This is a genomic window from Hazenella coriacea (assembly GCF_004341825.1).
Lineage (GTDB): Bacteria > Bacillota > Bacilli > Thermoactinomycetales > Thermoactinomycetaceae > Hazenella > Hazenella coriacea.
In genome coordinates, this window is the sequence record NZ_SMAG01000010.1 from 60,129 (window position 1) to 83,503 (window position 23,375).

27 protein-coding genes are annotated in these 23,375 nt (G+C 39.2%); 19 read left to right on the top strand and 8 right to left on the bottom strand.

The features are described 5' to 3' along the window. Positions 1 to 43: 43 nt before the first annotated feature. The 11 genes from EDD58_RS13575 (at position 44) to EDD58_RS13625 (ending at position 10,639) form a co-directional block, all read left to right on the top strand. Entirely contained in the window at positions 44 to 1,948 is a 1,905-nt protein-coding gene (locus EDD58_RS13575; RefSeq protein ID WP_131926455.1) for a protein kinase family protein, read from the top strand. A 99-nt stretch (positions 1,949 to 2,047) separates the two neighbouring features. Continuing rightward, positions 2,048 to 2,791, top strand: a complete 744-nt coding sequence (locus EDD58_RS13580; protein WP_131926457.1) for a sporulation protein — start codon at positions 2,048 to 2,050, stop codon at positions 2,789 to 2,791. Between the two features lie 18 nt (positions 2,792 to 2,809). Next, positions 2,810 to 3,571 (top strand): sporulation protein, encoded by a 762-nt coding sequence (locus tag EDD58_RS13585; protein WP_131926459.1) that lies wholly within the window; start codon positions 2,810 to 2,812, stop codon positions 3,569 to 3,571. Positions 3,572 to 3,816: 245 nt separating this feature from the next. After that, positions 3,817 to 4,824, top strand: coding sequence for an ABC transporter ATP-binding protein (locus EDD58_RS13590; protein WP_131926461.1), 1,008 nt, complete (start codon positions 3,817 to 3,819; stop codon positions 4,822 to 4,824). A gap of 1 nt (position 4,825) precedes the next feature. Then, the gene (locus EDD58_RS13595; RefSeq protein WP_131926515.1) at positions 4,826 to 5,617 is read left to right on the top strand and encodes an ABC transporter permease; all 792 of its coding nucleotides are present in this window, start codon (positions 4,826 to 4,828) and stop codon (positions 5,615 to 5,617) included. A 2-nt stretch (positions 5,618 to 5,619) separates the two neighbouring features. Continuing rightward, positions 5,620 to 6,405, top strand: coding sequence for an ABC transporter permease (locus EDD58_RS13600; protein WP_131926463.1), 786 nt, complete (start codon positions 5,620 to 5,622; stop codon positions 6,403 to 6,405). Positions 6,406 to 6,683: 278 nt separating this feature from the next. Beyond that, entirely contained in the window at positions 6,684 to 7,178 is a 495-nt protein-coding gene (locus EDD58_RS13605) for a hypothetical protein (protein ID WP_131926465.1), read from the top strand. A gap of 334 nt (positions 7,179 to 7,512) precedes the next feature. Next, positions 7,513 to 8,010, top strand: coding sequence for a signal peptidase I (gene lepB, locus EDD58_RS13610; RefSeq protein WP_131926467.1), 498 nt, complete (start codon positions 7,513 to 7,515; stop codon positions 8,008 to 8,010). After that, positions 8,007 to 8,621, top strand: coding sequence for a YIP1 family protein (locus EDD58_RS13615; protein WP_131926469.1), 615 nt, complete (start codon positions 8,007 to 8,009; stop codon positions 8,619 to 8,621). Before lepB ends, EDD58_RS13615 begins: the two co-directional genes overlap by 4 nt. Before the next feature lie 23 nt (positions 8,622 to 8,644). Continuing rightward, the gene (locus tag EDD58_RS13620; RefSeq protein ID WP_131926471.1) at positions 8,645 to 10,150 is read left to right on the top strand and encodes an HNH endonuclease; all 1,506 of its coding nucleotides are present in this window, start codon (positions 8,645 to 8,647) and stop codon (positions 10,148 to 10,150) included. 24 nt (positions 10,151 to 10,174) lie between these two features. Next, positions 10,175 to 10,639: an SMI1/KNR4 family protein gene (locus EDD58_RS13625; RefSeq protein WP_131926473.1), complete on the top strand. Its 465-nt coding sequence runs from the start codon at positions 10,175 to 10,177 to the stop codon at positions 10,637 to 10,639. A gap of 517 nt (positions 10,640 to 11,156) precedes the next feature. Here EDD58_RS13625 and crcB read toward each other — a convergent pair. The 3 genes from crcB to gerPC form a co-directional block, all read right to left on the bottom strand. Then, positions 11,157 to 11,540 (bottom strand): fluoride efflux transporter CrcB, encoded by a 384-nt coding sequence (gene crcB, locus EDD58_RS13630; RefSeq protein WP_131926475.1) that lies wholly within the window; start codon positions 11,538 to 11,540, stop codon positions 11,157 to 11,159. After that, positions 11,537 to 11,899, bottom strand: coding sequence for a fluoride efflux transporter FluC (locus EDD58_RS13635; protein ID WP_243648751.1), 363 nt, complete (start codon positions 11,897 to 11,899; stop codon positions 11,537 to 11,539). The genes crcB and EDD58_RS13635 overlap by 4 nt, the downstream gene beginning before the upstream one ends. A gap of 221 nt (positions 11,900 to 12,120) precedes the next feature. Next, a complete protein-coding gene (gerPC, locus tag EDD58_RS13640) occupies positions 12,121 to 12,525 on the bottom strand; it encodes a spore germination protein GerPC (RefSeq protein ID WP_131926477.1) in 405 nt (134 codons plus the stop codon). A 132-nt stretch (positions 12,526 to 12,657) separates the two neighbouring features. Between gerPC and EDD58_RS13645 the strand changes: the two genes are divergently transcribed. The 6 genes from EDD58_RS13645 to nth all read left to right on the top strand — a co-directional run bounded on the left by EDD58_RS13645 (position 12,658) and on the right by nth (position 16,620). Next, on the top strand, positions 12,658 to 13,098 hold the full coding sequence (locus EDD58_RS13645) for an Hsp20/alpha crystallin family protein (protein WP_131926479.1): 441 nt from the start codon (positions 12,658 to 12,660) through the stop codon (positions 13,096 to 13,098). A gap of 30 nt (positions 13,099 to 13,128) precedes the next feature. Further along, positions 13,129 to 13,341 (top strand): spore germination protein, encoded by a 213-nt coding sequence (locus EDD58_RS13650; RefSeq protein WP_131926481.1) that lies wholly within the window; start codon positions 13,129 to 13,131, stop codon positions 13,339 to 13,341. A gap of 367 nt (positions 13,342 to 13,708) precedes the next feature. Continuing rightward, a complete protein-coding gene (gene bcp, locus EDD58_RS13655) occupies positions 13,709 to 14,176 on the top strand; it encodes a thioredoxin-dependent thiol peroxidase (protein WP_131926483.1) in 468 nt (155 codons plus the stop codon). A gap of 13 nt (positions 14,177 to 14,189) precedes the next feature. Next, positions 14,190 to 14,963 carry a class I SAM-dependent DNA methyltransferase gene (locus tag EDD58_RS13660; protein WP_131926485.1) on the top strand — a complete coding sequence of 258 codons (774 nt, stop codon included), beginning with the start codon at positions 14,190 to 14,192 and terminating at the stop codon, positions 14,961 to 14,963. Between the two features lie 17 nt (positions 14,964 to 14,980). Then, positions 14,981 to 15,934 (top strand): D-2-hydroxyacid dehydrogenase, encoded by a 954-nt coding sequence (locus EDD58_RS13665; protein WP_131926487.1) that lies wholly within the window; start codon positions 14,981 to 14,983, stop codon positions 15,932 to 15,934. 38 nt (positions 15,935 to 15,972) lie between these two features. Then, entirely contained in the window at positions 15,973 to 16,620 is a 648-nt protein-coding gene (gene nth, locus EDD58_RS13670) for an endonuclease III (protein WP_131926489.1), read from the top strand. A 109-nt stretch (positions 16,621 to 16,729) separates the two neighbouring features. Here the strand turns inward: nth and EDD58_RS15400 are convergent, their stop codons facing one another. Then, positions 16,730 to 16,915, bottom strand: coding sequence for a hypothetical protein (locus EDD58_RS15400; RefSeq protein ID WP_424321680.1), 186 nt, complete (start codon positions 16,913 to 16,915; stop codon positions 16,730 to 16,732). Positions 16,916 to 17,134: 219 nt separating this feature from the next. On the opposite strand from EDD58_RS15400, the gene perR reads away from it, so the two are divergent. Beyond that, complete coding sequence (gene perR, locus EDD58_RS13675; RefSeq protein WP_207903309.1) at positions 17,135 to 17,569, top strand: peroxide-responsive transcriptional repressor PerR; 435 nt, start codon at positions 17,135 to 17,137, stop codon at positions 17,567 to 17,569. A gap of 58 nt (positions 17,570 to 17,627) precedes the next feature. Here perR and EDD58_RS13680 read toward each other — a convergent pair whose 3' ends face one another. Next, a complete protein-coding gene (locus EDD58_RS13680) occupies positions 17,628 to 19,451 on the bottom strand; it encodes an AMP-dependent synthetase/ligase (RefSeq protein WP_131926492.1) in 1,824 nt (607 codons plus the stop codon). A 194-nt stretch (positions 19,452 to 19,645) separates the two neighbouring features. Beyond that, the gene (locus EDD58_RS13685; RefSeq protein WP_131926494.1) at positions 19,646 to 19,990 is read right to left on the bottom strand and encodes a DUF2614 family zinc ribbon-containing protein; all 345 of its coding nucleotides are present in this window, start codon (positions 19,988 to 19,990) and stop codon (positions 19,646 to 19,648) included. 315 nt (positions 19,991 to 20,305) lie between these two features. On the opposite strand from EDD58_RS13685, the gene EDD58_RS13690 reads away from it, so the two are divergent. Further along, positions 20,306 to 21,802 carry an MDR family MFS transporter gene (locus EDD58_RS13690; RefSeq protein ID WP_131926496.1) on the top strand — a complete coding sequence of 499 codons (1,497 nt, stop codon included), beginning with the start codon at positions 20,306 to 20,308 and terminating at the stop codon, positions 21,800 to 21,802. A 138-nt stretch (positions 21,803 to 21,940) separates the two neighbouring features. Here EDD58_RS13690 and EDD58_RS13695 read toward each other — a convergent pair whose 3' ends face one another. Both EDD58_RS13695 and EDD58_RS13700 read right to left on the bottom strand, forming a co-directional pair. Next, entirely contained in the window at positions 21,941 to 22,645 is a 705-nt protein-coding gene (locus EDD58_RS13695; RefSeq protein ID WP_131926498.1) for a pirin family protein, read from the bottom strand. A gap of 196 nt (positions 22,646 to 22,841) precedes the next feature. Continuing rightward, positions 22,842 to 23,102, bottom strand: coding sequence for a hypothetical protein (locus EDD58_RS13700; protein ID WP_131926500.1), 261 nt, complete (start codon positions 23,100 to 23,102; stop codon positions 22,842 to 22,844). Positions 23,103 to 23,375 lie beyond the last annotated feature (273 nt).

Genomic DNA, 23,375 nt, shown 5'->3' on the forward strand with positions numbered 1-23,375 from the left:
TAGAAATTTCTACTGCAACAGAAATAAGTGGAGGCGAGGAAGATTGTCGTTATTTAATGTGGGGGAAAAATATAGAAACTCATACACCATCGAACATGTGGTTCCATTTTTCGATGGTGAGCTAGCCATTTCTCACTTGGATTCAAAGAGGTATTACTTGCAATCTGCCCACTTAAAAAAACAGGCTCCCTCCCGGGCAATCCAGCAATATCGTTCATTAAATCATCCTCTAGTTATACCTTTTACTGAAGTTTATACTGAAGATCGCTCCCTAGTTTTTATTCGACCTTATTGTTCGATTAAGCCATTACATGAAGTTGTGATGAAAGAAGACATAGCAGAAGATACCATTGTTCAATGGGGTAAACAACTCTTGTTACTTGCTGCTGAGCTGAAAACGAAAGCGATGCCTATGTATTTACTCACGGACCCGAGAAATATAGGTCTTGATGAAGAAACTGATGAGTTGAAAGTTCTCTTCTGTGGGGTAGAACATATCACAGCTCTTCGATCGACACTTGATTGGGGAACTTTTTTCTATAGCTTGGTTAGTAAAGAACATTTAGAAGGACCCATTGATAAGGTTCCCAATGATTTAGAGGGTTCCAAACATTTACATCGGCTCATTCAAAAAAGCTTACAAAATAACTCCATTGATTCGATTTTGTCACATATTGAAGTTTATGAGAAGAAGCGAAAGAAAGGTGGGATTCTCGATTTTCTCTTAGGTGGAGGAAAAAAAGAGAAAGAATCTTCGAATGAAGCGACACTAAATGAAGATGCCCAAAATTCTTCTCCTTCAATAGAACCCCCAAGCACACTCCCTTCTCGACCTGAACAGATCGTTGGACCTGAGCCCACTTTAGCAGACCCACGCAAAAGTACTGATGTGGAGTATTTAGACAAATTACGTCGAGAGCTAGAGCGAAAGCAGCAGGAAGAGATCGAACGCCAGCGGCTGCAAATGGAATTGGAAATGGAACGCCAACGACAGGAATTTCTAAAAGAATTGGAAAAAGAGCGAGGCATTCGGGAGCGCTTGGAGCAGGAACGCTTAAAACAAAAACGTTTGGAGCAAACAAGTACAAGCGAAAACGATGTAGAACAAGAGAGCTTGGAGCAAGAGAGCTTGGAGCAAGAGAGCTTGGAGCAAGAGAGCTTGGAGCAAGAACGTTTGGAGCAAGAACGCTTGGAGCAAGAACGTTTGGAGCAAGAACGTTTGGAGCAAGAACGTTTGGAGCGAGAACGCTTGGAACAAGAACGTTTGGAGCAAGAGCGTTTGGAGCAAGAGCGTTTGGAACAAGAACGTTTGGAGCAAGAGCGTTTGGAACAAGAGCGTTTGGAGCAAGAGCGTTTGGAGCAAGAGCGTTTGGAACAAGAACGTTTGGAACGAGAGCGTTTGGAGCAAGAACGCTTGGAACGAGAGCGTTTGGAGCAAGAACGCTTGGAGCAAGAACGTTTGGAACGTGAACGTCGGGAATGGGAGCGTCGCGAACGAGAACGTTTGAAACGTGAATTAAAGGAAAAGATGAGTTTGGAACTAGAGAAGTTAAGGGATGAACGTCTGGAATGGGAACGCCGTGAACAGGAGCGTATGGAGCAGGCACGTTTATCATTTGAAAATCGAGAACGTGCTTTGATTGAGAAATTAGAATTACAGCTTTCACAAATTGAAGTGTCTTTTCCGCTTCAAAGTGAAAATCCGAAACAAATAGATTCTCTAGAAAAAATGAAAGATGAATTATACGGGGAGAAATCCAAAGAATTGCAACCCTTGAGTGATGGGAATTCTTTGCAAAACTTAAATTCTTTTGCCCAACCCAATTCATCAGTTGAATCGGGCATTGCCAAACAAGAGGAAAATCAGCGAGCTAAAGAAAGTGAAGAACATGCACGTTTAGCTAGACAATTTGAAGAATACATGAAACAAATGTATAAAAACAATTAAATAGGTGTAGCGGTGGAAATGTAGAGCTCATTTCTATAGGACTTACCGCTACCTTTTATCTCTACTTTTTTGGGTCAGAGACACAAAGGAGTGATCTGATTGGTATTTTTTAAAGCATTAGCTAGTTTAGGTGTTGGAGCTGCCACGATTGATACAAAGTTAGAAGGAACACAATTCTTCCCAGGGGATACTGTGAATGGAGAAGTATTTATTCGTGGGGGACAAGCAGAGCAACAAGTAGATGAGATTTACCTTTACTTGGTTGTAGATATTTCGAAAAATGATAAAAAAACCGCTCATGTATTGAAAAGTTATCATTTATCCACTTCATTTCTGATTGAAGCGAATGGGAGTCATAGTGTGCCTTTTAAAATTAAGTTACCTCTAGAAACTCCCATGTCAAGTGGAGCTTTTCCTGTGTATTTAAAAACGGGACTAGATATCAAAATGGCGATTGATCCAAGTGATACAGATCGAATTGAAGTCTTACCTACTCCGTATGTGCAAAAAGTATTACAGCAATTTGAAGATGCTGGATTTGTCTTATATCAAATTCACAATGAGTTTGATGATCAGTGTGATCCACCTTTCTTTCAAATGCTCAAATATAAGCCGACGGGTTCATATCATGGATTTGTGGACGAAATGATCATTTATATTAATCATAATGGTAATGAAGTGAATATGGATGTTGAGATGAACCGTTCTGCGAGATTTTTACGGAGTAATTTCCACTGGTCCATAGATGACCCTGAAGGTACTCTACATGTAAACGATGAACATATTTATCAAGATCCTGTAGACAAAATACAAGATATGTTAAATAGAAAAACACTGTCATAGGTAGGGAGAGTTGAATGAATGGTGTTTAGCAAGGCGCTAGCCAGCTTAGGTGTTGGAGCAGCAAAGGTAGATACGCGTCTGGAAAAAGCTAAGTTTAGGCAAGGAGAAATGATTCAAGGTAAAATTTTTATTCAAGGTGGACAAGCGGAGCAACAAATAGATGAGATTTACCTCTACTTAATTGTTCAATACTATCATGAAGGTTCTCAAAGTGAATATGTGATTGAAGAGAAGCGATTAACTGACCTCATCCTCATTGCTCCACGCGAGATCAAAGAGATTCCATTTGAATTTCAGCTGCCTTATGATTCCCCAATCTCAAGTTACGGATCCACTCTCTATTTAAAAACGGGTTTGGATATCAAAATGGCAATCGACCCTGGTGATATGGACGGGATTGATGTGGAACCGCATTCAATTGTTGATTCTGTTTTAATTGCAGCTGAACGTGTAGGTTTTCAATTATATAGTGTTGAGTATGATTTTGAACATTACTTTTCCCGTCATCCGTTTGTTCAGGTATACAAATTAAAGCCATCAGGTCGCTATAATCAAGTTCTTGACGGCTTAGAGTTTGTGTTTACAGCACAAGAAGATAGCGTTGATGTAATCATGAATGTAGACCGAAAAGCCGTTTGCTTTATGAGCTCCATGGAGGAAGCATTAGATTTAGATCGACGCTTAGTTCCTTTTACCGTTAAACAAGCAGATGTAGATGCTGGTGGGTTAGTAGAATTGCAAAATCGCTTAGAAGAATTAATTACGCCTCATTTGGAGTAACAGAGATAAAAATTGAATGCATAGAAGAGTGTCCAACTCATAATATGTAAAATGATAAAGCTACACCTATTTACAAAAAAAGCGTTATCATGGAACAAGAACACGCTTGGGGGCGGTTCGATCTAAAGTCCACAGGCGTTTTCTCCATGAGATCTCAAGGGTGTTTGCTTCTATAGGGTATTCCCACAAATGGAATACCTTTTTTCTTTGAAAGGTACAATGAAGTTTCGTAGGGGGATGAGCTTGTGAAAGCAGTCCATGCACAGCATTTAACTAAAGAGTTTAAAGTTTATCAAAGCCGCCCAGGGTTAGCTGGAGCTTTTCGGGATTTATTGAATCGTGAGTATCGTACGATCCGAGCTGTCGATCAAATTGATTTAGAGATCGATCAAGGTGAATCAGTGGGTTATATTGGAGAGAATGGAGCCGGCAAATCAACAACGATTAAAATGCTAACGGGGATTTTACAGCCTACTGCAGGTGAATTACAAGTGAATGGATATGATCCCCACCGGCAACGAGAAAAGTTTGTCAAAACCATTGGTGTCGTTTTTGGTCAACGAAGTCAACTCTGGTGGGATATTGCTGTTCAAGAATCATTTCGTCTATTACAAAAAGTATACCAGGTTCCATCGGATCAATATCACAAACATTTGTCGCGTATGGTTGAAGTCTTAGAAATTGGGAACTTATTAGATCAGCCCGTGCGGAAGCTTAGTTTGGGACAACGAATGCGTTGTGAATTAGTGGCATCATTGATCCATCAGCCTTCCCTTCTTTTTTTAGATGAACCGACGATTGGTTTAGATGTCTTAGTGAAAGAGAATATTCGTCAATTTCTCAAAGAGATGAATCAAGAGTTGGGAACAACAATTATGTTAACGACCCATGATTTATCAGACATTGAAGCCCTTTGCTCCCGAGTGGTGATGTTGGATAAAGGAAAAATCATTTATGATGGTAGCTTACAAAGATTGAGATCTGAATGGGGAGGAACGAAAAAGGTCCACTTGGAAATGGAGCGTCCTGTTCAGATTCAGGAGTTAGAGACGTGGACGGAAGGACTGATGATCCGTTGGGAACAGAGAGGTCCTCAGCAAGTGATTGCATATGTAGAACAAGGAGAAGCGAGTGTATCTGAGGTTTTATCGAAACTAGTACAGCATATCGCTATTCATGAGATGGTGATTCAAGAGACCTCCACTGAAGAGATTGTTCGCAAGATCTATCAGGAGGGGATGACGCTTGCATAAGCTGAACATGTACTGGGAAGTGATTCGCATCCGCTTTTTGATGATGCTTGCTTATCGGGTGAACTATTATAGTGGAATCATTATTTATAGTTTAAATATCGGAGTGAATTACTTTCTATGGATGTCCATTTATGGAGATCAACCCAGTTTACAAGGTTTAACCGCTATTCAGATGGCTACGTATATTGCAATCTCTTGGATGGCAAGAGCCTTATATTTTAATAATCTAGATCGCGAAATTGCTCAAGAAATTCGTGATGGAACAGTTGCGATTCAGCTGATTCGTCCCTATCATTATTTGCTTGTCAAAGCAGCTCAGGGCTTTGGAGAAGGAATATTTCGTCTGCTCCTCTTTAGTGTTCCAGGAATGATTATCATTTCCTTTATTTTTCCGATCCACTTACCTGTTTTTTCAGAAGTCTGGTTTAAGTTTGCCCTTAGTCTGTTGCTGGGTTTTATTGTAAATGTTCAAGTCAATATCATCACAGGTTTGGGTGCCTTTTTTATTTTAAATAATCAAGGGTTGATTCGGGCGAAACGTGTAGCTGTCGATTTATTGTCAGGGTTGATTATTCCAATCACGTTTTACCCCGAGTGGGCACAATCGATTTTATCCTTTTTACCCTTTCAGGCAATTAGCTATCTTCCCAGTATGATTCTAGTGAAAGACTTTGCGGGTGATCAGTTGGTCCAAGCTCTTGGAATACAAGTACTTTGGTGTATTTTTTTGTGGATTCCCATTCAAGTGATTTGGCTTAAAGCAAGAAAAACTTTAGTGGTACAAGGTGGTTAAATATGTTCCATCTTCAGTTGTTTATTGAATATATCAAGCAATATTTAAAGTCTAGAATGTCATATCGTTGGGATTTTGTCGCTCAATTTACCACAGATTTTCTATTTCAGGCAGTGAACCTAGTCTTTATCTTAGTAGTTTTTCAACACACTTCAAGTCTTAGTGGTTGGAATCAATATGAAGTCATATTTATTTATGGTTACTTCTTAATTCCTTGGGCAATCTTCACTTCTTTTTTCAATCTGTGGGATTTTAATGATCGTTATATTATTAAAGGTGAACTGGATCGAGTTCTTACAAGACCCGTTCATAGCTTACTTCAGGTGATTATGGAAACGATGACGCCTGAATCAATGATTGGGATTCTCACAGGAGGGATTGTGATGGGTTATGGAATGACCCATCTGGATCTTCATTGGACATTATTAGATGTGATCTGGTTCATTTTATTTACGTTGGGAGGAGTAGCCGTCTATGCTGGAATTTATATTGCGTTAACCAGTATCAGCCTCTACACCGACTCCAAATCAGATATCCAGCCCATTATCTATAACATTGGTACTTATGGGCGTTATCCGATCAATATCTATCACTGGACGGTTCAATTTGTGCTTACTTGGCTCTTACCATTCGCTTTTGTGGGCTTTTATCCCGCAAGCTATCTACTCGATGAAGATCGATGGATGTTCTATGCCATGCTGACCCCCGTTGTGGGAGTTGTGTATCTAGGACTAGGAATTTATCTATGGAACCGAGGGATTCGTCATTATCGTGGAGCTGGAAACTAAATAGATCAATGTTGTAGCCTCTCCTAGATAGAAATTCTGGGGAGGCTATTATTTTTAATTTAGTAGTGTTGATATGGCTATGATTACCTAAATCTTAGAGCGTCGGAGCTCGATGTTCACTTTTCATGAGTTTGTACCTTGCGAAGAAGAAATGAAGTGTATTAAAAAGTTATTGGCTTGGTATTTGGAAAGCTCCTCGTGCTACCATCCATGATGTGATGAAAGGAATGGATCTTGGAATACAGTTTATAGAATAACATTTGGAGAAGTGAGATAAAATGATTGATAAATTAAAAGAGTTAATAGAAGGTAGCTTTTTAGAAGATATTTATTTAACGGGATTTGTGGGTATTGAGAATGAACCTGCTGAATTTTATGCGGATGATCGCTTTTTGTATTTTGAGTTTAGTGATCGATTTATAGAATTTGAATCTATTGATCAATTTTCTAGACTTCGTATTACAATCGTTGACTTGATTAGGCATGAATTTGAACTAGAGGAAGATATGATTCCTGGTAAATCTAGAATTAGTCAGGTTGTATTCAAAAATCCCTTAGCGGATGCAAGTATGTGTTTTTACAATTTTGAAGCAAGGGAGAGTGGTGTATTATGTGATGCCTTACAGATTAACTTATCTAACGGGCAGAATATTTTTTTAGATCCATCCTTCTTAGGGATTAATATGGGTGGTTTAGATGTACAGGATGTTTGGAAAGATAATTTAATTGATGGAATAGTACCCAAGAAAACATATATAGATTTTGCTCACTAATTTACCTAATCAAACTTTGATTATAAAAAGTATATCAGAAATCTATCTGAATATTTCAGATGGCAGAGATAGTTTCAAATATCATTCTTAGAGGATCCCTTTTTTGATTCTGAGAAAAATATATTATAGTACTTCTTTCCTGATTAAAGTGAGTTGTTCTTGAATGGAAATTAATATGGTAGCCTCCTTAGATTCCAAGAGAGGCTATTTTTTTATGTTATTTATTTTCTAATTAAATAAATTTTAGAAAATAATCTATTTACTAATTCAATTTTGTTATAATAAACAAGGATAAAAATATGCTGAATAGTTCCATGGATGAAGGAGGTTTTGTATGGAGTTGATCACTTCCAAAAAGCGATTATGGATAATGATTGGAATTGCTTGTTCGATAGTGATTTTGCTATTTTGGATCTACTCATTTTTCTACACATTTTATCAAGTGGATGGAAATAGTATGGAACCTGCTTTGAAAAATGGAGAAGTTTATACTGTTCATAAAAATTACTCTACGATTCATCGAGGAGATATTGTTGTATTTCATTCCTCACAAGAAAAGATGGATTTCATCAAGCGAGTGATTGCTCTTCCAGGAGAGACGATCGAGATTCGAGATCATCGCGTCTATATCAATGGAACGGTTCTCCCTGAGCCGTATATTGCTAAATATCCAGAGATTAAAGATATTGAACCTACTAAAATTCCTGAAAATAGCTACTATGTGTTGGGGGATGAACGACTTTATAGTTTTGATAGCCGACAGCTAGGTCCCATATCTCAAGCCGATCTGATTGGCATGATCAAACCCGAAGAGAGAGGTGTCACCAGATGATTCAGGTACTGAAAAGTTATTGGCTTCGTATTTGGAAAGAACCTCGTGTTGCCATCCATGATGCCATGAAGGAAACTACACCAGCTCTTTCTATTCTTTTAATTTCTCTATTTGGGATCACTCTATTTGTAGAGCAAGCATCGATGCGTGATATGGGGGATACCACTTCAGGTGGGGCGTTATTTATACTAGCTTTCATCATCGGACCGATCTTAGGAGCCCTTGCCTGGTTGATCCTAACTCTTGTTATTCACGGTTCGTCACGTTTATTTGGTGGTGTCGCTACATTTACGGAAACAAGGCAAGCTGTTACGTGGGCAACGATTCCTTATACCTCCAAATGGGTGCTTCTGCTACCAATGTTATTGATCTTTCGTGGTGAACTCTTTCTGTCGAAAACACCCATTATGGATGATTCTATGTTTTTACTCATCCTCTTCCTCATCTTTAGTGTTTTAGATCTAGCCATGACGGTGATTTACTATGTAATTTTTTCGAAGATCATGGGAGAAGTCAACGACTTTTCAGCTTGGAAAGGTTTTGCCTCCATCTTTTTCATTCCCTTCACTTTATTTTTCTTACTCATTATCGCTTCACTTACATTTGCATAGAGAGAAGAAAGGAGAATCGAGCCATGAATTTTTTGGAGCTTCTTAGACGTTGGCAACGGCCCCTTTCTTCTCAAAAAGGATCGTCAACGTTACAGTATGTGATTATTATTGCCGTGGGTGTCCTTCTAGCAGCGATTCTATTTATGTTTATGAAAGACTCCCTGATGCAAACGAAAGTGGAAGACAAAGTAACCCAAGCACTGGATGGCAAAACAACGCCTCCAGTCTCGCAACCCAATTCGGAACATTCCAATGAACAAACAAATGGGAATGATCCTATAAATGATCCAAAGCCTTCTACCCCTCCTTCTAATTCCTCCTCAGATTCAGATCAAAAAGACGAAAAGAAGGAAGGAGTCTTTGATTGGATTTCAGACAAATGGGATAAAGGAACGGGTTGGGTCTCAGATAAATGGGATAAAGGAACCAAATGGGCCTCAGATACCTGGGATGATGGAGTCGAATGGGCTTCAGATACTTGGAATGATAGTATGGATTGGCTCGGAGATCAGTGGAATCAAATCAAGGAAGGTGATCTGAAACGCATTTGGAATGATCCCCTTGGCTATCTAGGTGATATGGTTGGCTGGGAGGATATCAAGGAGACATGGAATAAAATCACCAGTGATCCCCTTGGTTACCTCAAAGATTCGTGGAATGTCATCAAAGATGGATGGAATGCGGCTTGGGAAGACCCCTTGGGTACTTTGTGGACATTAATCTTCGATAAAGATCAGTTTATGGAAGGTTGGCATGGGAAGGATGAGAACGGAGACCATATTCCGATCCTGAATCGGGTCTGGAAGGTAGCCGAAAGTCTCCCATTACCCACTAAGATTTTAAAAGTAGGTAGTGCAGGGAAGAAGATTCTTGTTCATGATGGTTGTGGGTGTCCGACTGGAAATAACTCTAATCCAAAGCCTAGTTCAAATGGAGATAATAATAACCAGAATAACAATTCCAATGAATCTGGGACGAATCATACTCGAAAACCTTCAGGACTTAAAAATGGAAACCCGAATTTCACCTATTCAGTATATGAAGAAAATGGGAAACACTATATAAGAACAAGTGATAATAGGGTTATTGAGAATAGATATCATTATACAGGTCCAGTTGAAAAAACAACCAAACAGGGAAACACTTATACTGTTACGTATGATAGTAATGGATTCCCGAATTTTGACCCTTGGAAAAAGGCTGAAATTCATTTACCATCAGATGCGATTGTGGGCGGCAGCAGTGATCAAACTCGGTTTGCAACGATCCTGCTGAAAGAACGATATGTAAAAGAGTATGGAAGTGAGAACTGGAAAGATAGATTGAAAAATCAAGGATTCACTAATGATCAAATCGAATCAATAGACAAAGGGGAAGGCTCCATCGGTGGAAAGAATGATCGAAAAACAAAGCTCACATGGCATCATCATCAAGATACAGGAAAACTGATTCTAGTGCCATATGATTTAAACAACACTTTCAAACATACTGGTGGTCACAAAATTTGGGGTCAACAATCTGGAAACTAGTAATCCGTAAAAGGAGTTTGTCACATGATTACATGGTTGAAAAGAGAAGTAAAACTTCCTATTGAAGAGTTTGCCCAAATTGAAGAAAGTCTAGGGATCTGCTTTCCACGAGATTATGTGGATTGGATTCAAAAACATAGACGTCCAGAGAGTGGGCATGCTCACATTCTCATTGATGATGAACCATACCATTTTGATGAACTGTACGATCTAGAGGAAATCATAGACGAGGTAGAAGCTTTGTTTGAGGGAAATGAGGAACTGAAGGAAACGGGACTCATTGTTCCCATCGGATTTGACTCTGCTTTGAATCCTTATAGCTTTTATTACGGACAAAGTCGGGAAAATCCTATTATTATTTGGTTTTCATCTGATGATGCCCTGTCAGAGATCTTTAATGGAACTAAGCTTAATCTGAAACAAGTTCGCATTGTCAGACAATCATTTACTAAGTTTATTAATGATTTATATGTAAGAACGGATTATTAAGTGGAGAAAACTTCTCCTATTGTTCTTAACTTTTCTTGGTTTAGAAAAAACTGAAGAAAAATTGTACAACTGAATAATCTTTAGGTAGGTAATGATTGAAAAAACATGGGAGCGATGGGGAGTATACATTGCTCCCATGTTTTTTTAACTGTAGAATACCAATTTGATTGTGGTTTAGAAAAGAGGAATTGGATTGACTTTATTTTTACTTTACTATTGGGGAAAAACAGTGGAGAATGGAGATAATATGAGGTTTGAAGGTGATTAAACTTGACTCGGAGCTCGATTTTCGCCCTCCATGAGCTTGTACCTTGCAAAGAAGTGGAGAAGTCCGCTTCACCCTTTGATTCCGGGAGGAGGCAAACGGCATAGAAGCATCACAAGGAAGAGTAGCTTCCTCTTTTCCTTCATCAAAGGGTTCTGCTATGTAGTGGTACAAAGTCAATTCGTCCGAAATATCGACTCCTAACTATGGGTATTTCAACACTACTGTCTTATCAAATCAAGTTCCCCAAAGTTAAAATAAATTCTTGGCGAAATACAGTGCAATGAGACTGGAGATGGCACTCCCACTCACATAGATTGTCGTGGTGAGCCAGTCTTTTTTTTGTATCAGTTTTACTACTTCAACACTAAAGGTAGAAAGGGTTGTGTATCCGCCTAAAAATCCTTTTGTTAATATAGGAAATAGGAACATAGACCAAGAGAAATAACTACTTTCCTGTAATCCGAGGAGAATTCCTAAGAGAAAGCAGCCAGAAAAATTAATGATCCATGTAGCTAGTGGAAAGCGACTCCATCTTGGATGTTGAGAGACTATTTTTTGCGAAAGAAAAAAACGGAGCATCGCCCCTATACTTCCGCCAATTCCGATGAGTAGTAGTTGGATGAACGGTGTCAATGGCTGTACCCCCTTGTTCCCAGATGATCTCCCCACCAAGCAAATAAAGGACCTCCAATGAATGTCACGATTAAATAAATAAGTTGCAAAGGGATGCTTTCTAATTGAGACATCTCAGCGCTCCAAGCTGAAAAAGTAGTATAAGAGCCCAAAAGACCTGTTCCTAATCCAAGTCGCCATTTTTTAAGTCGGGGGAATCGGGTACAGAGGGCAAACAGAAAGCCTAATAAAAAGCTACCTGTTACATTTACAATGAGGGTTCCCCATGGAAAGAGAATAAACGGAAAAAGAAAGGAAACTCCAGTTCTGAGCAGAGTACCAATAAAGCCACCAATTCCCACCACCCACATTTGTCTCATTACTAAAAATCCTCTCTGTGTTATCTCCCAATAAAATAACAAAAATGAATGAAGTTCGCTAGGGACCGTTACAAAGACTTTTTTTAAGGAGTGGTGTTGTTTCCAATCTCGATAGGAATTTTGTTGTTGCTTTTGATTAATCCGAAAAGGGGACTATATATCTTAAGCGAACGAATTTTGTGAGTACACTACGGGAAAAAGAAACCATCTACATCACCGATTCATGAAGTTTCTTCTCTATCCTCTTTTATACTTGAGGAGTCGATCTCCACGGTTGACTCTTCTGAAGGAGCGGATTCTTCTCCTCCTTCATTTGCTTCTTGCCCTTCCTTCGAATTCTCGGTCTGATGTTCTTTCATGATTTGATCAATGACACCGCTCATACATGTTTCATCTCCGTTAGCAGATAATCCTACATTGAGTGTACCACTGAGAGTTTGCACGTGTAGTTCATGGATTTTATATTCCATTTTATCGATTTGGATTGGTTTTAAGTTGTTTATCATTTCTTTTAACTCTTGACTCTCTTTATTTAATTTGGCGATCTCGTCCTCCAATTGTTGAAGTCGTGCCCACCAGTAAGGAACATTAGCATCGTACATCCCAATCACCTCGGTTCCGGTCATGATTACTAATAGAAGTATATGGTGTTGTTGTACTCTTTCATTCCCAATCTGTGACAAGACGAGCCCTTATCGAATAAACTGTGTGCAGTGAGACCAGAGAGACTGTTTTGGGAGCGAGAGGAGGATGGGGTGTTGAATAATAGTAAAAACAGTTTTGATTTTACGAAATGGAATCAATTAGCTCGTCAATTTCTTGGTGAGGATTTTTTTCAGGATATGATGGATGGTCCACTCAAGCAAGGTCAGGGGCCTTATGCAGATGTGTATCAAGGGCAAAATGAAGTGATTGTGGTTATTGATCTCCCTGGGATGGAGGATATTAACTCCCTAGACATCCGAGTGGAAGGGGCACTCATGAAGATCAAAGGATTTATAACCTCTCCTTATCAAGGGTATCCAACTATTACGACAGAGCGACAACGGGGAGAATTTGAAAAAACGATTAATTTGGGAAATGATGTTTCTAATAAATATACGAGTGCGCGGTATCGGAAAGGGGTTTTGGAGATTCGGCTTCCCAAATTAGAAGTTCGTCAACAAGCTAAGAAAATTAAAATTAATGCACAAGACTAGAGAGATGTAAAAAGCAAGGAGGGGGAACGAGTGGGTACGATCAATAATATATTTAACCTAAAAATAAATAGTGTATCCAGTGCAGCCTCCGTCAATTTTGGTAATACCGTTAATATTGGAGCGGAAAGTGTGAACAAATCTGTAGGGGGATCTGCACCGATCGGGGATTTTTCTAGAAATATGGACTTAGAAAGAAACGTATATATAGATCCGGATCTAGTGGATACGCCCAGAGTGGGGTGATCAAAGTGATTCAAGTCAATATTGGCTGTATTGATATTAAGACAGTGTATCAAGCTGGTTCTGTGAATATCGGTACAACCCTTAACTTTGTACAAAGACCTCAACCACAAGGAGAGCCCCCCCTCCCACCTACTAGACCCCGTAGACCTAGACGTCCAAGGGTAAGACCACCCAGAGTACCCAGGGTACCAAAGCCCGAACCAACATCTTTGGGAACACAAGAGTCCTCCTCCATGAACTAACTTTATATAACTAAATCGATACATTTTAAATTTACTTCAAACTGTTTGAGTCAGTGAAGAAAGTACATACTAGATGTGACACATGTTAGAATGGATGTAACGATGAAATGTGAGGTGTATAGTACATGATTCAAGAAGGCAATCAAGCAATTGATTTTACATTAGAAGCTTCCAATGGAGAAAAGGTTTCCCTTTCAGAATTTCAGGGCAAAAATATTGTTCTCTATTTTTATCCGAAAGATATGACCCCAGGTTGTACCACACAGGCGTGTGATTTTCGTGATTACCATGAACAATTTAGTCAAATGGATACAGTGATTCTGGGTGTGAGTCGAGACCCGATTTCTCGTCATGAAAAATTTATTGAAAAGTATAATCTTCCCTTTGCATTATTGAGTGACCCTGAAGCGGAAGTTTCTCAACAGTATGGTGTATTTAAAGAAAAGAATATGTTTGGGAAAAAAGCGATGGGAATTGAACGATCTACTTTTATCATTGATCGTCAAGGAAAAGTGGCTAAGGTATACCGAAAGGTAAAAGTAAAAGATCATGTGGCTGAGGCGCTACATTTTATTCAGCAACATTTGAAATAAAGGAGGAGGGAGATTGCCCCAAACACTTTATGATTGGCCTGATTATTATGATTGGACTTCTCCAGGCTTAGAGCGGGATGTTACATATTATGTGGAACTTGCAAAGGAGTCGGGAGGACCCGTATTAGAGTTAGGTTGTGGGACAGGTAGAATCAGCCTCGCGATTGCGAAGGAGGGAATTCCTGTCGTTGGGGTTGATCTTTCTGCACCCATGTTGAAGAAAGCCGAGAAGAAGGCGAGCGAAATGGGGCTTCTTTCCCATGTTCGTTTTTTGGAAGCTGATATGACTCAGCTAGATTTAGAGGAACAATTTCCACTCATCATCATTCCTTACCGTTCATTTCTTCATTTATTAACAGTTAGAGATCAAATCAATTGCTTAAAAAGAGTTCGTAAGCATTTGAGTGATGAGGGTGTATTTGCATTTAATATTTTTGTACCTTGGATTGAAGATCTCCATCAAATGGATCAATCCTACTCGTATCGAGGAACATTTCCAGTTCCAGGCTCCTTTGATCAGGTTGAGCTATATGACTACACAGAGTACGACTATTTTCATCAGACAGCGACTATCGTACGTTATGTAGAACATTTCGATCCACAGGGTAGCTTGTTAAATAAAATTCGGACCTCTGTTCGATTCCGTTATATATTTCCGACTGAAATGCAACACTTACTCAACCTTTGTGGATTTAAAGTGGTTCATCAATATGGATCTTTTCATCGTACTTATTTTGACTCACAAAGTACGGAGTTAATTATAGAAGCAGTGAAAAGAATCGTTTAGAAATGGTGGGGACATAGTTGGTTCATGTTGTTTCTACAGCTAAGATGAGTGAAAAGCACCAACTTTTGTGTAAGGAAACCTTTCCAGGGATCCGTTTTTCTTTTTTTAATGAGATTTCTGAAGCGCGAGGTGCTTTGCCTGAAGCGGAAGTATTGATTACTTATGGGGAAGATTTAACTGACGAAGTGATCGACAAGTGTACAAAGTTACGCTGGATTCAAGTGATTAGTGCTGGGTTAGAATGTATGCCTTTTCAGGCTTTACAAAAAAAGAATATCCATGTGACGAATGCCAGAGGGATTCATGCGATTCCTATGGCTGAGTATGTGATGGCTGTGCTATTACAAATCACACGTTGTACGATTCCTTTGATGGATCGACAACGGGCTAGGCATTGGGATCGAAGTATAAGGACTGGTGAATTAGCGGGAAAACAAATCGGGATTATTGGAGCCGGTGCCATTGGACAAGCCATTGCAGAACGAGCAAAAGCTTTTCAAATGAAAACGATCGGCTGTAACACGGATGGACATGTACGTCCAAACTTTGATCAGATGGTACAGACTCAACAGGTGGATGAACTACTTACCTACTCTGACTTTGTCGTTGTGACCGTTCCATTAACCCCAGAGACACATCATTGGATTGATGAACAAAAGCTAAACATGATGAAGCCTTCTGCCTATTTGATTCATATTGCTCGTGGTGCGGTGGTTCAAGAATCCGCTTTGCTCCATTTGTTACAACAAGAAAAAATCGCAGGGGCAGTCATCGATGTATTTGAACAGGAACCACTTCCTCCTGAGCATCCATTTTGGGATTTACCCAATGTAATTTTAACCCCTCATTTATCTGGGCGCTCCCCTCTATATATGACAAGGGCCATGGAGATTTTTATTCATAATATGAAGGTTTATCAAAATCAGATTGGAAACTGGATCAATCCGATTGACTTGTCCAAAGGATATTAAATACAGACAGATAGAAAAACAGAGGGGAGGGAGAACGATTGAAACCCAAACCAAAACGAGTGGCGACCAGAAAGATTCTCGACTCATTAGCTGAGATGTATCCAGATGCGCATTGTGAACTCGACTTTCGTAATCCATTTGAGTTATTAATCGCTACCATCTTATCCGCCCAATCCACAGATCGGCAAGTGAACAAGGTGACCAAAGGATTATTTGAAAAATTCCCCACTCCACAAGCTATTCTAACCATTACCGTGGAGGAGTTAGCAGATCATATTCGGGGGTTAGGACTTTTTCGCAATAAGAGTAAAAACATCATGAAAACATGTGAAATCTTAGTAGATAAGTATGATGGAGAGGTTCCACAGAACAGAAAGGACTTAGAAGCTCTCCCGGGAGTCGGACGGAAAACTGCCAATGTGGTTTTAAGCAACGCATTTGGCGTTCCAGCTTTAGCCGTTGACACCCATGTACAGCGAGTTTCCAACCGCTTGGCATTAGCCGATAGTGAAAACCCTCTTGAAGTCGAACGACAGCTCATGAAAAAAGTGCCACGTGCCGAGTGGAGTGATACCCATCATCAACTGATCTGGCATGGACGCAGAATTTGTAGTGCCAGAAATCCTAAATGCAGCAATTGTGATCTATTATCTTATTGTTGGTATGGAAAGAATATGGGGATCTGATTGGGAGATAAAATAAGATATTCGAAGGACTTAGGTTTATAGCCCCCAGTGAATGGATTGTTGAGTCCATTCACTGGGGGTTTTCGATAAATATAAAAGTAGAAATGAATTATTCGAAGTCATATATGATACGGACAGATGCACCATTTTTTAGTAAATACTGAACTGTTTTGAGTTGATCATGCATCATAGTTTTGTGTAAAGGAGTTTGCTGGTATTTGTTTTTTAAAAGTAGATCCCTTCTCTTTTGATTATTTTGTGTTTCATTTCTATTTATTTTAATTGAAAGGTACAAATCCTTTATAAGTTTGATTTTTGAATTGTTTCTCCTACATATAAGAATCGATCCAAAAAAAGAGTCACGATTTATTTTTGTGTACCTATAATTGGTATGGAAAGATTACGAGCGATTGACAAAGAATACAAAAGAGACGTAGACTAATTATATAGATTCTAAGTTAAGAATGGTTATATATCCATCAAAGGTAAATGGCGGACTTGCGAGGTGATGAACATGGCTAATAACCGTCTGGCTGAAGCTGTTGAAACATTGAAGTCCATAGGTGTCCGTATGACACCTCAGAGACATGCTATTTTGGACTATCTTCTTTCCACAATGGCTCACCCGACAGCTGATGAAATCTATAAAGCACTTGAAGGAAACTTTCCAAATATGAGTGTGGCTACGGTTTATAATAACTTAAGGGTGTTTAAAGAGGCGGGTTTAGTCAGAGAACTCACATATGGTGATTCCTCCAGCCGCTTTGATGCCAATATGATTGATCATTATCATGTGATTTGTCATGTGTGTGGTAAAATTACTGACTTTGATTATCCATCACTATTAAGTGTGGAAAAAGAAGCAGCATGTGCGACTGGTTATCAAGTAGATTATCACCGTATGGAAATTTACGGAACATGCCCAACTTGTTCACAACATAAACAATAGGCATAAAATCATTTATGAAGAAAAAAGTAAAACCTAGCATTTCTGCTATATGTAAATGCTAGGTTTTGTCTTTTGTAGAAGATTCGGTGACAGCTGTTTCAGTGTGGGTGGGGGAGTACATCGTAGCAATCTTAGCGGTATAATTGAGCTCTACTTGTTCCAATTTTGTTTGTAAAAGGGGAGTTAACTCGCCGATTCCTAGTGAAAGCTCATGATCAAGAAGTGTAAACTGTTTTGGTTGTTGAAAGGGCTCTAGGTGAACAAGAAGGCGGTCTATTTCTTGTTGAAAGAGATGGACAATTTCATTGGATCGTATCAATTCTTCACGATTTTTGATCAACAATTGCTTCCTTTCCGCGTATTCCATGCAAGTTGTAAAGTTAGGAATAATGAGTGCAGTTAAATAGTCATGATTTTTACCAACAATGATTGCTTGCTTAATGTAAGGGCTTGTTGCTAATACTTGTTCGATCATTCGTGGCTCAATCGATTGACCTGTAGATAGTTCAAAATGTCCTTCTTTGCGTTCAAAAAATCGTAGCGACCCATTCTCATTCCATTCAACTAAATCTCCTGTATGCAACCATCCATTGCTCATTGTTTGGGCAGTTTCTTCTTCTTGTTTATAATAACCAACCATGATACTAGGGCTTTTTACGAGAAGTTCCCCATCAGGAAGAATGCGGATCTCTGTACCAGGAATAGCGGAACCAATCGTACCATTTTGCATCTGATGTACTTGATTAGATAGTACGATGGAAGAGCACTCAGTCAGACCATATGATTCAATAATCGGAACACCACTGTGAGCGAAAAATGAGCTTACATCTGTTTGAAGGGGAGCACCACATGAAATCATGAGACGAAGTTGTCCACCTAACATCTTTCGGATCTTGGAGAAGACAGCCAAATGGGCTAGTGTATGTTTTACTCGGAGATCATTGGGAACTGACCAATTAAATCCTTTTGCGGTTGTCTCTAAGTAGGATTTAGCGATCGATGAAGCCCAATCAAAGAGCTTTTGTTTCAAGTTATTATGTGTCCACTCTTGAACCAATTGTTTATGTAGCTTCTCAAGAAGTTGAGGTAGAGTTAATATAATGGTTGGTTTTACTTCGATCATCGTTTGCTGGATGTTGTCAGTCTTTCTTGTATAGGCGATAGTTGCCCCAGAGCCAAGTGGTGCAAATTGTCCTGTGATCCGTTCAAAGGTGTGAGACATAGGTAGGACGGAAAGGAAAATATCAGATACTGAATAGGGAACGGCAAAAGCAAATGACTCGATTTGATGTAAAATATTTAAATGAGATAACATCACAGCTTTAGGTTGTCCAGTTGTACCAGAGGTAAAAACAATGGTGGCCAAATCAGAAGGCTGAATGGATGGATAAGCCCAATCAAGTTCTTCAATGCCGATGGTTTGCCCCATTTGAATGACTGTTTCAAATTGCAATGCCTTTTGGTCTTCATTGGGGGTACCTTGCATCAAGATGAGATGTTTGACAGGTAAATCGAGTAAATGAAGTCTTTTAAGCATCTGAGAATCTTGAACAATGATTGTCTCCACGTCAGTCTGTTTCATGAATTGGTGAATTTGTTCTGTAGAAAATGTCAGGTGAATCGGCACCGTAATGGCTCCCAAACTGAGGATTGCCAAATCACTGATCAGCCAATGAGGATGATTTTCTCCAAGGATGGCCACTTTGGAGTTCGCACGAATCCCCAGTCGTTCTAGACCAAATGCAAAGTCACGAACAGTATTCCACAGCTTTTGATATGTAAATGTCTTGGTAACACCTTCTTGTTTCCACTGTAGAGCTATCTGGTTAGAGTTTTTCTTCACACTCTTTGCTAATAAATCGATGAGATTATGAGATTTCATAGATGAGTATAGCCCTCCTTTTCCAAAGCATAAACAATAATATTATATCGATGATTTTGACAAAAGAGAATGTCTTACTTTCAAAGTCCAATTGGTATAGGAAGCTTTTTTCTCAAAAAATGGATGAGAAAATCGTAAAGAATATAGTTATTTTCGCTATTCAAAAGAAAAACGCCTTCTTTTATTTGAAAGCGTTATGGTTGAGTGGGTGTTGTTTCTTGATTTGATTGGGATGGTGCATCAGGCGCATCTTTAGGATCAAGAGAAAGAATAGCTTTACAATGCATACATTGGTCTCGTCTACCTAATACTTTCGTTTCTTTGGAACAGACGGGACAATGGACTTTTACAGATTGTGTAGAGAGAATTCCGATCCAAAAATAGATGGCTACACTGGCACAGACGAATAGCATGCCAAAGATAAAGAAAAGAGTCATCCAACTTGGCCATACAAAACCGAGATACATCACTCCTACTCCAATAAAGATGAGAAGTAGGGCAAATGTACGAATCTTATTTAATTTACCGGAAAGAAGCATTGATTGCTCCTCCTTATACAGTAGGGTGAAAAATAAAATGGTGTCTAGGATTAGTTCAGCTTGATTGTATCACGATGTTTATTGATATTCAAATTCGGAATGATGGTCGATGAATAGTATATTTAAAGACTCTACTTTTCCTACATCATAAGCGATCATGTATAATATGTTTTAAAGCTTTGTTAATAAATTGCTTTCGGATAATGTTGTCAAATTACCTACAGTGAGGGGTCGATATTTTTCCCCAATGACTTTGTGTTGACTGACTTTGGGGTGGTTTCTACATAAGATGAAAGATGATTGGGGGAGGCTTCTATGCAAACGAACCGACGACAAGTGACAATCGCTATGATCATCGCTACTTTTTTGGCCTCGATTGAAGTTACGATTGTTAGTACCGCTATGCCGCGGATTGTGAGCGATTTAGGCGGAATCCAATTGATCAGTTGGGTATTTGCGATTTATTTGCTTACATCTGCCGTAACAACTCCGATCTATGGGAAATTAGCTGATTTATTTGGTAGAAAAATCATTTTTACTGTGGGAACCGTGTTGTTTTTAGCTGGTTCAATGCTCTCAGGGTTATCTCAAACGATGACTCAATTAATTTTGTTTCGAGCACTTCAAGGGATTGGTGCAGGAGCTATTTTGCCAACCACATCTACCATTATCGGCGATATTTATCCCTATGAACAGAGAGCCAAAATTCAGGGATTATTTAGTGCGATTTGGGGATTGTCTGGGATTATAGGTCCCCTGGTGGGTGGATTTTTAGTTGACTTTGTTACATGGAGATGGATTTTTTATTTAAATATTCCCTTTGGTCTCATTGCCGTTGTGATGCTTTGGATTTTTTTGAAAGAAGATCAGTTAGAAACTGGAACGAAGAAGAAAATAGATTATTGGGGTGCACTTACATTTACGATTGCTGTCACCTCATTCATTTATGCTTTACTGGCGGGTGGAACCACTTATGCATGGGATTCTCCTGTCATGATCGGACTTTTTCTTATCGGCGGTCTTTTTCTAGTTATCTTCTTCTGGATTGAGAGTAAATTTTCTGAACCGATGCTTCCCCTTCCCCTATTTAAAGTTCCTGCAATTATTGTCTCTAATTCGACCGGTTTTTTATCAAGTATGATCTTAATCGGAATTACCGTATATCTTCCTCTTTGGGTGCAGGGAGTTTATGGACAAGGGGCAACAGAGGCTGGATTGGCTTTACTCCCCATGTCGATCGGTTGGCCGATTGGTGCAACTTGGGGGGGACGGTTGATGCTTAAGATTGGACCACGTAAAACAGCCGTGTTGGGACTTATTGCGCTTTTGTTCGGTAGTATCTGGCTGAGTATGGTAAGTGCGCAAACTCCATATGGGTATTTGATTGTAATCATGAGTATCATTGGATTTGGTTTTGGATTTATGACTACAGTCATGTCAGTAGTGGTTCAGTCTTCGGTAGAGTGGAACATGCGAGGTGTAGCTAACTCATCGAATACATTTTTGCGTATGTTAGGACAGACGTTGGGGGTCGCAATTTTTGGAACGATGTTTAATCGTTGGGTGATGCAGTATATACAAAGTCAACCACAGTCGATACCCATTCAATCTTCCGATTTGAATAAGTTGTTGGATCCGAATGAAATCCAAAAGCTTCCTAGCGTTGTGATCGAAGTGCTGAAAGGCAGCCTGGAAAGTAGTATCCATCATATTTTTATACTGTTAGTTGTGATTGCAGCTGCTACTTTATTGGTTTCTTTCTGGTTCCCAAGACAGAAGCCAGAGGTTCAGAATGTGGTTACAACCAAATAAGAATAGTTAACTAGAGTCGAAGGAATAGTGATTCTTAGTTATGGTTTATTTCAAAAAGACCAAAGGTTCATCCATGTTGGAGAAACTTTTGGTCTTTGTTTAATCCGAGCTTATGCTATCTCAGTTACCTAGATCGTACTACTCAGCTAAATCTATCAACATCCAATGTGAATCTTGTTCGTTTTTAATTTGTAGCTGAGAAAGTTGAGTGATTCGAGCAGTATCTCCCTGTGACAAGGTATGTTGTTCGTTTAACTGAATCTGCCCATCGATGACAAATAAATATAGACTACGTTGGTTAGCAGATTGATATTCAATTTCCTTTCCAGCATCACAGGTAGATAGGAAAATGGTGAGGTCCTGATGAATAGATAACATTCCCGACTCACTATTTCCCGAAACAACTGGCAGAAGCTGATTGCGTAACTCTGTTTGTGGGAACTTTTTTTGTTCCCAGGAAGGAGTTAAGTTCATCTGGTTAGGGATAAACCAGATCTGTAAAAGGTGGAGAGGTTCGCTTTTTGAAGCGTTATATTCTGAATGCATAATCCCACTTCCAGCGGTCATGCGTTGCAGTTCCCTAGCTTGAATAATCCCTTTGTTGCCCAAGCTATCTTGATGCTCCAGGGCTCCTGAAATGACATAAGTGATAATTTCCATATTATCGTGCGAGTGCATGCCAAATCCAGCACCCGGTTGGATCTGATCCTCATTAAACACCCGCAAACTTCCAAATTGAAGGTTGTTGGGGTCATAGTATCTGTTGAAGGAAAAGCTATACTTTGCATCCAACCATCCATAATTTGCATTATATCGTTCTTGTGATCGAATAACTTGTATCATTTTAGAATAAATCCCTTTCTGTGCACGAGATGAGTGTGATGATTTACAAACTGTTAGGAGTTGTGGTGGTTTTACACACTCTCATAGAGGATGAACAACCACACTAGCCTGATTCATATCAATTTCAGTATACCCTTTTTCAGAAAAAGTAAGGGTGTAAAGTCTGAAGAGCTCACGCTGAAGAGTAGTCAAGATTTCATTCCAGTGACCAAAGAGACAGGTCTTCGATTGAATAAATTCGGCCGTTAAATAGGTGAATCAAAAAGAAAAAGCCAACACGAACCGTTCCTAATTTCCATCGAGTGATGGGGAGACTTAGAATCAACTCTGTTCCTTCCTCTTCCAATACGTCTTGAAATAAAAAAATAATCCACCAAGCAGCAAATGCAGGTAAACATAATTCTAGAGCAGGAAGAACTTCTCTTAAACTAAATTCCTTGATTACCAAGTAACCCATAAGGAGTAGGGTAATCACGAAGTAAATTTTCTGGATATCATTATTGTGAATTATTTACAGTGGATTAGGATGATTATACAAATCTATAATTATTTTTATATAAAGTGTTGACATATATTTATAACGATGATAATATACTACTTGTCGCCACGAAATGGTGACAACAGAATAAAGAAGTACATGAAAGTGTTCCTTGAAAACTAAAGAGTGAAACCATGACCTGTTAATTTTTTGAGAGCATAGAATCAAACAACCATTCTTGGAGAGTTTGAT

Excerpts from the sequence above, each read along its gene's own strand:
- EDD58_RS13585 (WP_131926459.1), top strand. The coding sequence starts at position 2,810 with ATGGTGTTTAGCAAGGCGCTAGCCAGCTTAGGTGTTGGAGCAGCAAAG.
- EDD58_RS13600 (WP_131926463.1), top strand. The coding sequence starts at position 5,620 with ATGTTCCATCTTCAGTTGTTTATTGAATATATCAAGCAATATTTAAAG.
- EDD58_RS13605 (WP_131926465.1), top strand. The coding sequence starts at position 6,684 with ATGATTGATAAATTAAAAGAGTTAATAGAAGGTAGCTTTTTAGAAGAT.
- lepB (WP_131926467.1), top strand. The coding sequence starts at position 7,513 with ATGGAGTTGATCACTTCCAAAAAGCGATTATGGATAATGATTGGAATT.
- EDD58_RS13615 (WP_131926469.1), top strand. The coding sequence starts at position 8,007 with ATGATTCAGGTACTGAAAAGTTATTGGCTTCGTATTTGGAAAGAACCT.
- EDD58_RS13620 (WP_131926471.1), top strand. The coding sequence starts at position 8,645 with ATGAATTTTTTGGAGCTTCTTAGACGTTGGCAACGGCCCCTTTCTTCT.
- EDD58_RS13625 (WP_131926473.1), top strand. The coding sequence starts at position 10,175 with ATGATTACATGGTTGAAAAGAGAAGTAAAACTTCCTATTGAAGAGTTT.
- EDD58_RS13635 (WP_243648751.1), bottom strand. The coding sequence starts at position 11,899 with ATGAGACAAATGTGGGTGGTGGGAATTGGTGGCTTTATTGGTACTCTG.
- gerPC (WP_131926477.1), bottom strand. The coding sequence starts at position 12,525 with ATGACCGGAACCGAGGTGATTGGGATGTACGATGCTAATGTTCCTTAC.
- bcp (WP_131926483.1), top strand. The coding sequence starts at position 13,709 with ATGATTCAAGAAGGCAATCAAGCAATTGATTTTACATTAGAAGCTTCC.
- perR (WP_207903309.1), top strand. The coding sequence starts at position 17,135 with ATGGCTAATAACCGTCTGGCTGAAGCTGTTGAAACATTGAAGTCCATA.
- EDD58_RS13680 (WP_131926492.1), bottom strand. The coding sequence starts at position 19,451 with ATGAAATCTCATAATCTCATCGATTTATTAGCAAAGAGTGTGAAGAAA.
- EDD58_RS13685 (WP_131926494.1), bottom strand. The coding sequence starts at position 19,990 with ATGCTTCTTTCCGGTAAATTAAATAAGATTCGTACATTTGCCCTACTT.
- EDD58_RS13690 (WP_131926496.1), top strand. The coding sequence starts at position 20,306 with ATGCAAACGAACCGACGACAAGTGACAATCGCTATGATCATCGCTACT.
- EDD58_RS13695 (WP_131926498.1), bottom strand. The coding sequence starts at position 22,645 with ATGATACAAGTTATTCGATCACAAGAACGATATAATGCAAATTATGGA.
- EDD58_RS13700 (WP_131926500.1), bottom strand. The coding sequence starts at position 23,102 with ATGGGTTACTTGGTAATCAAGGAATTTAGTTTAAGAGAAGTTCTTCCT.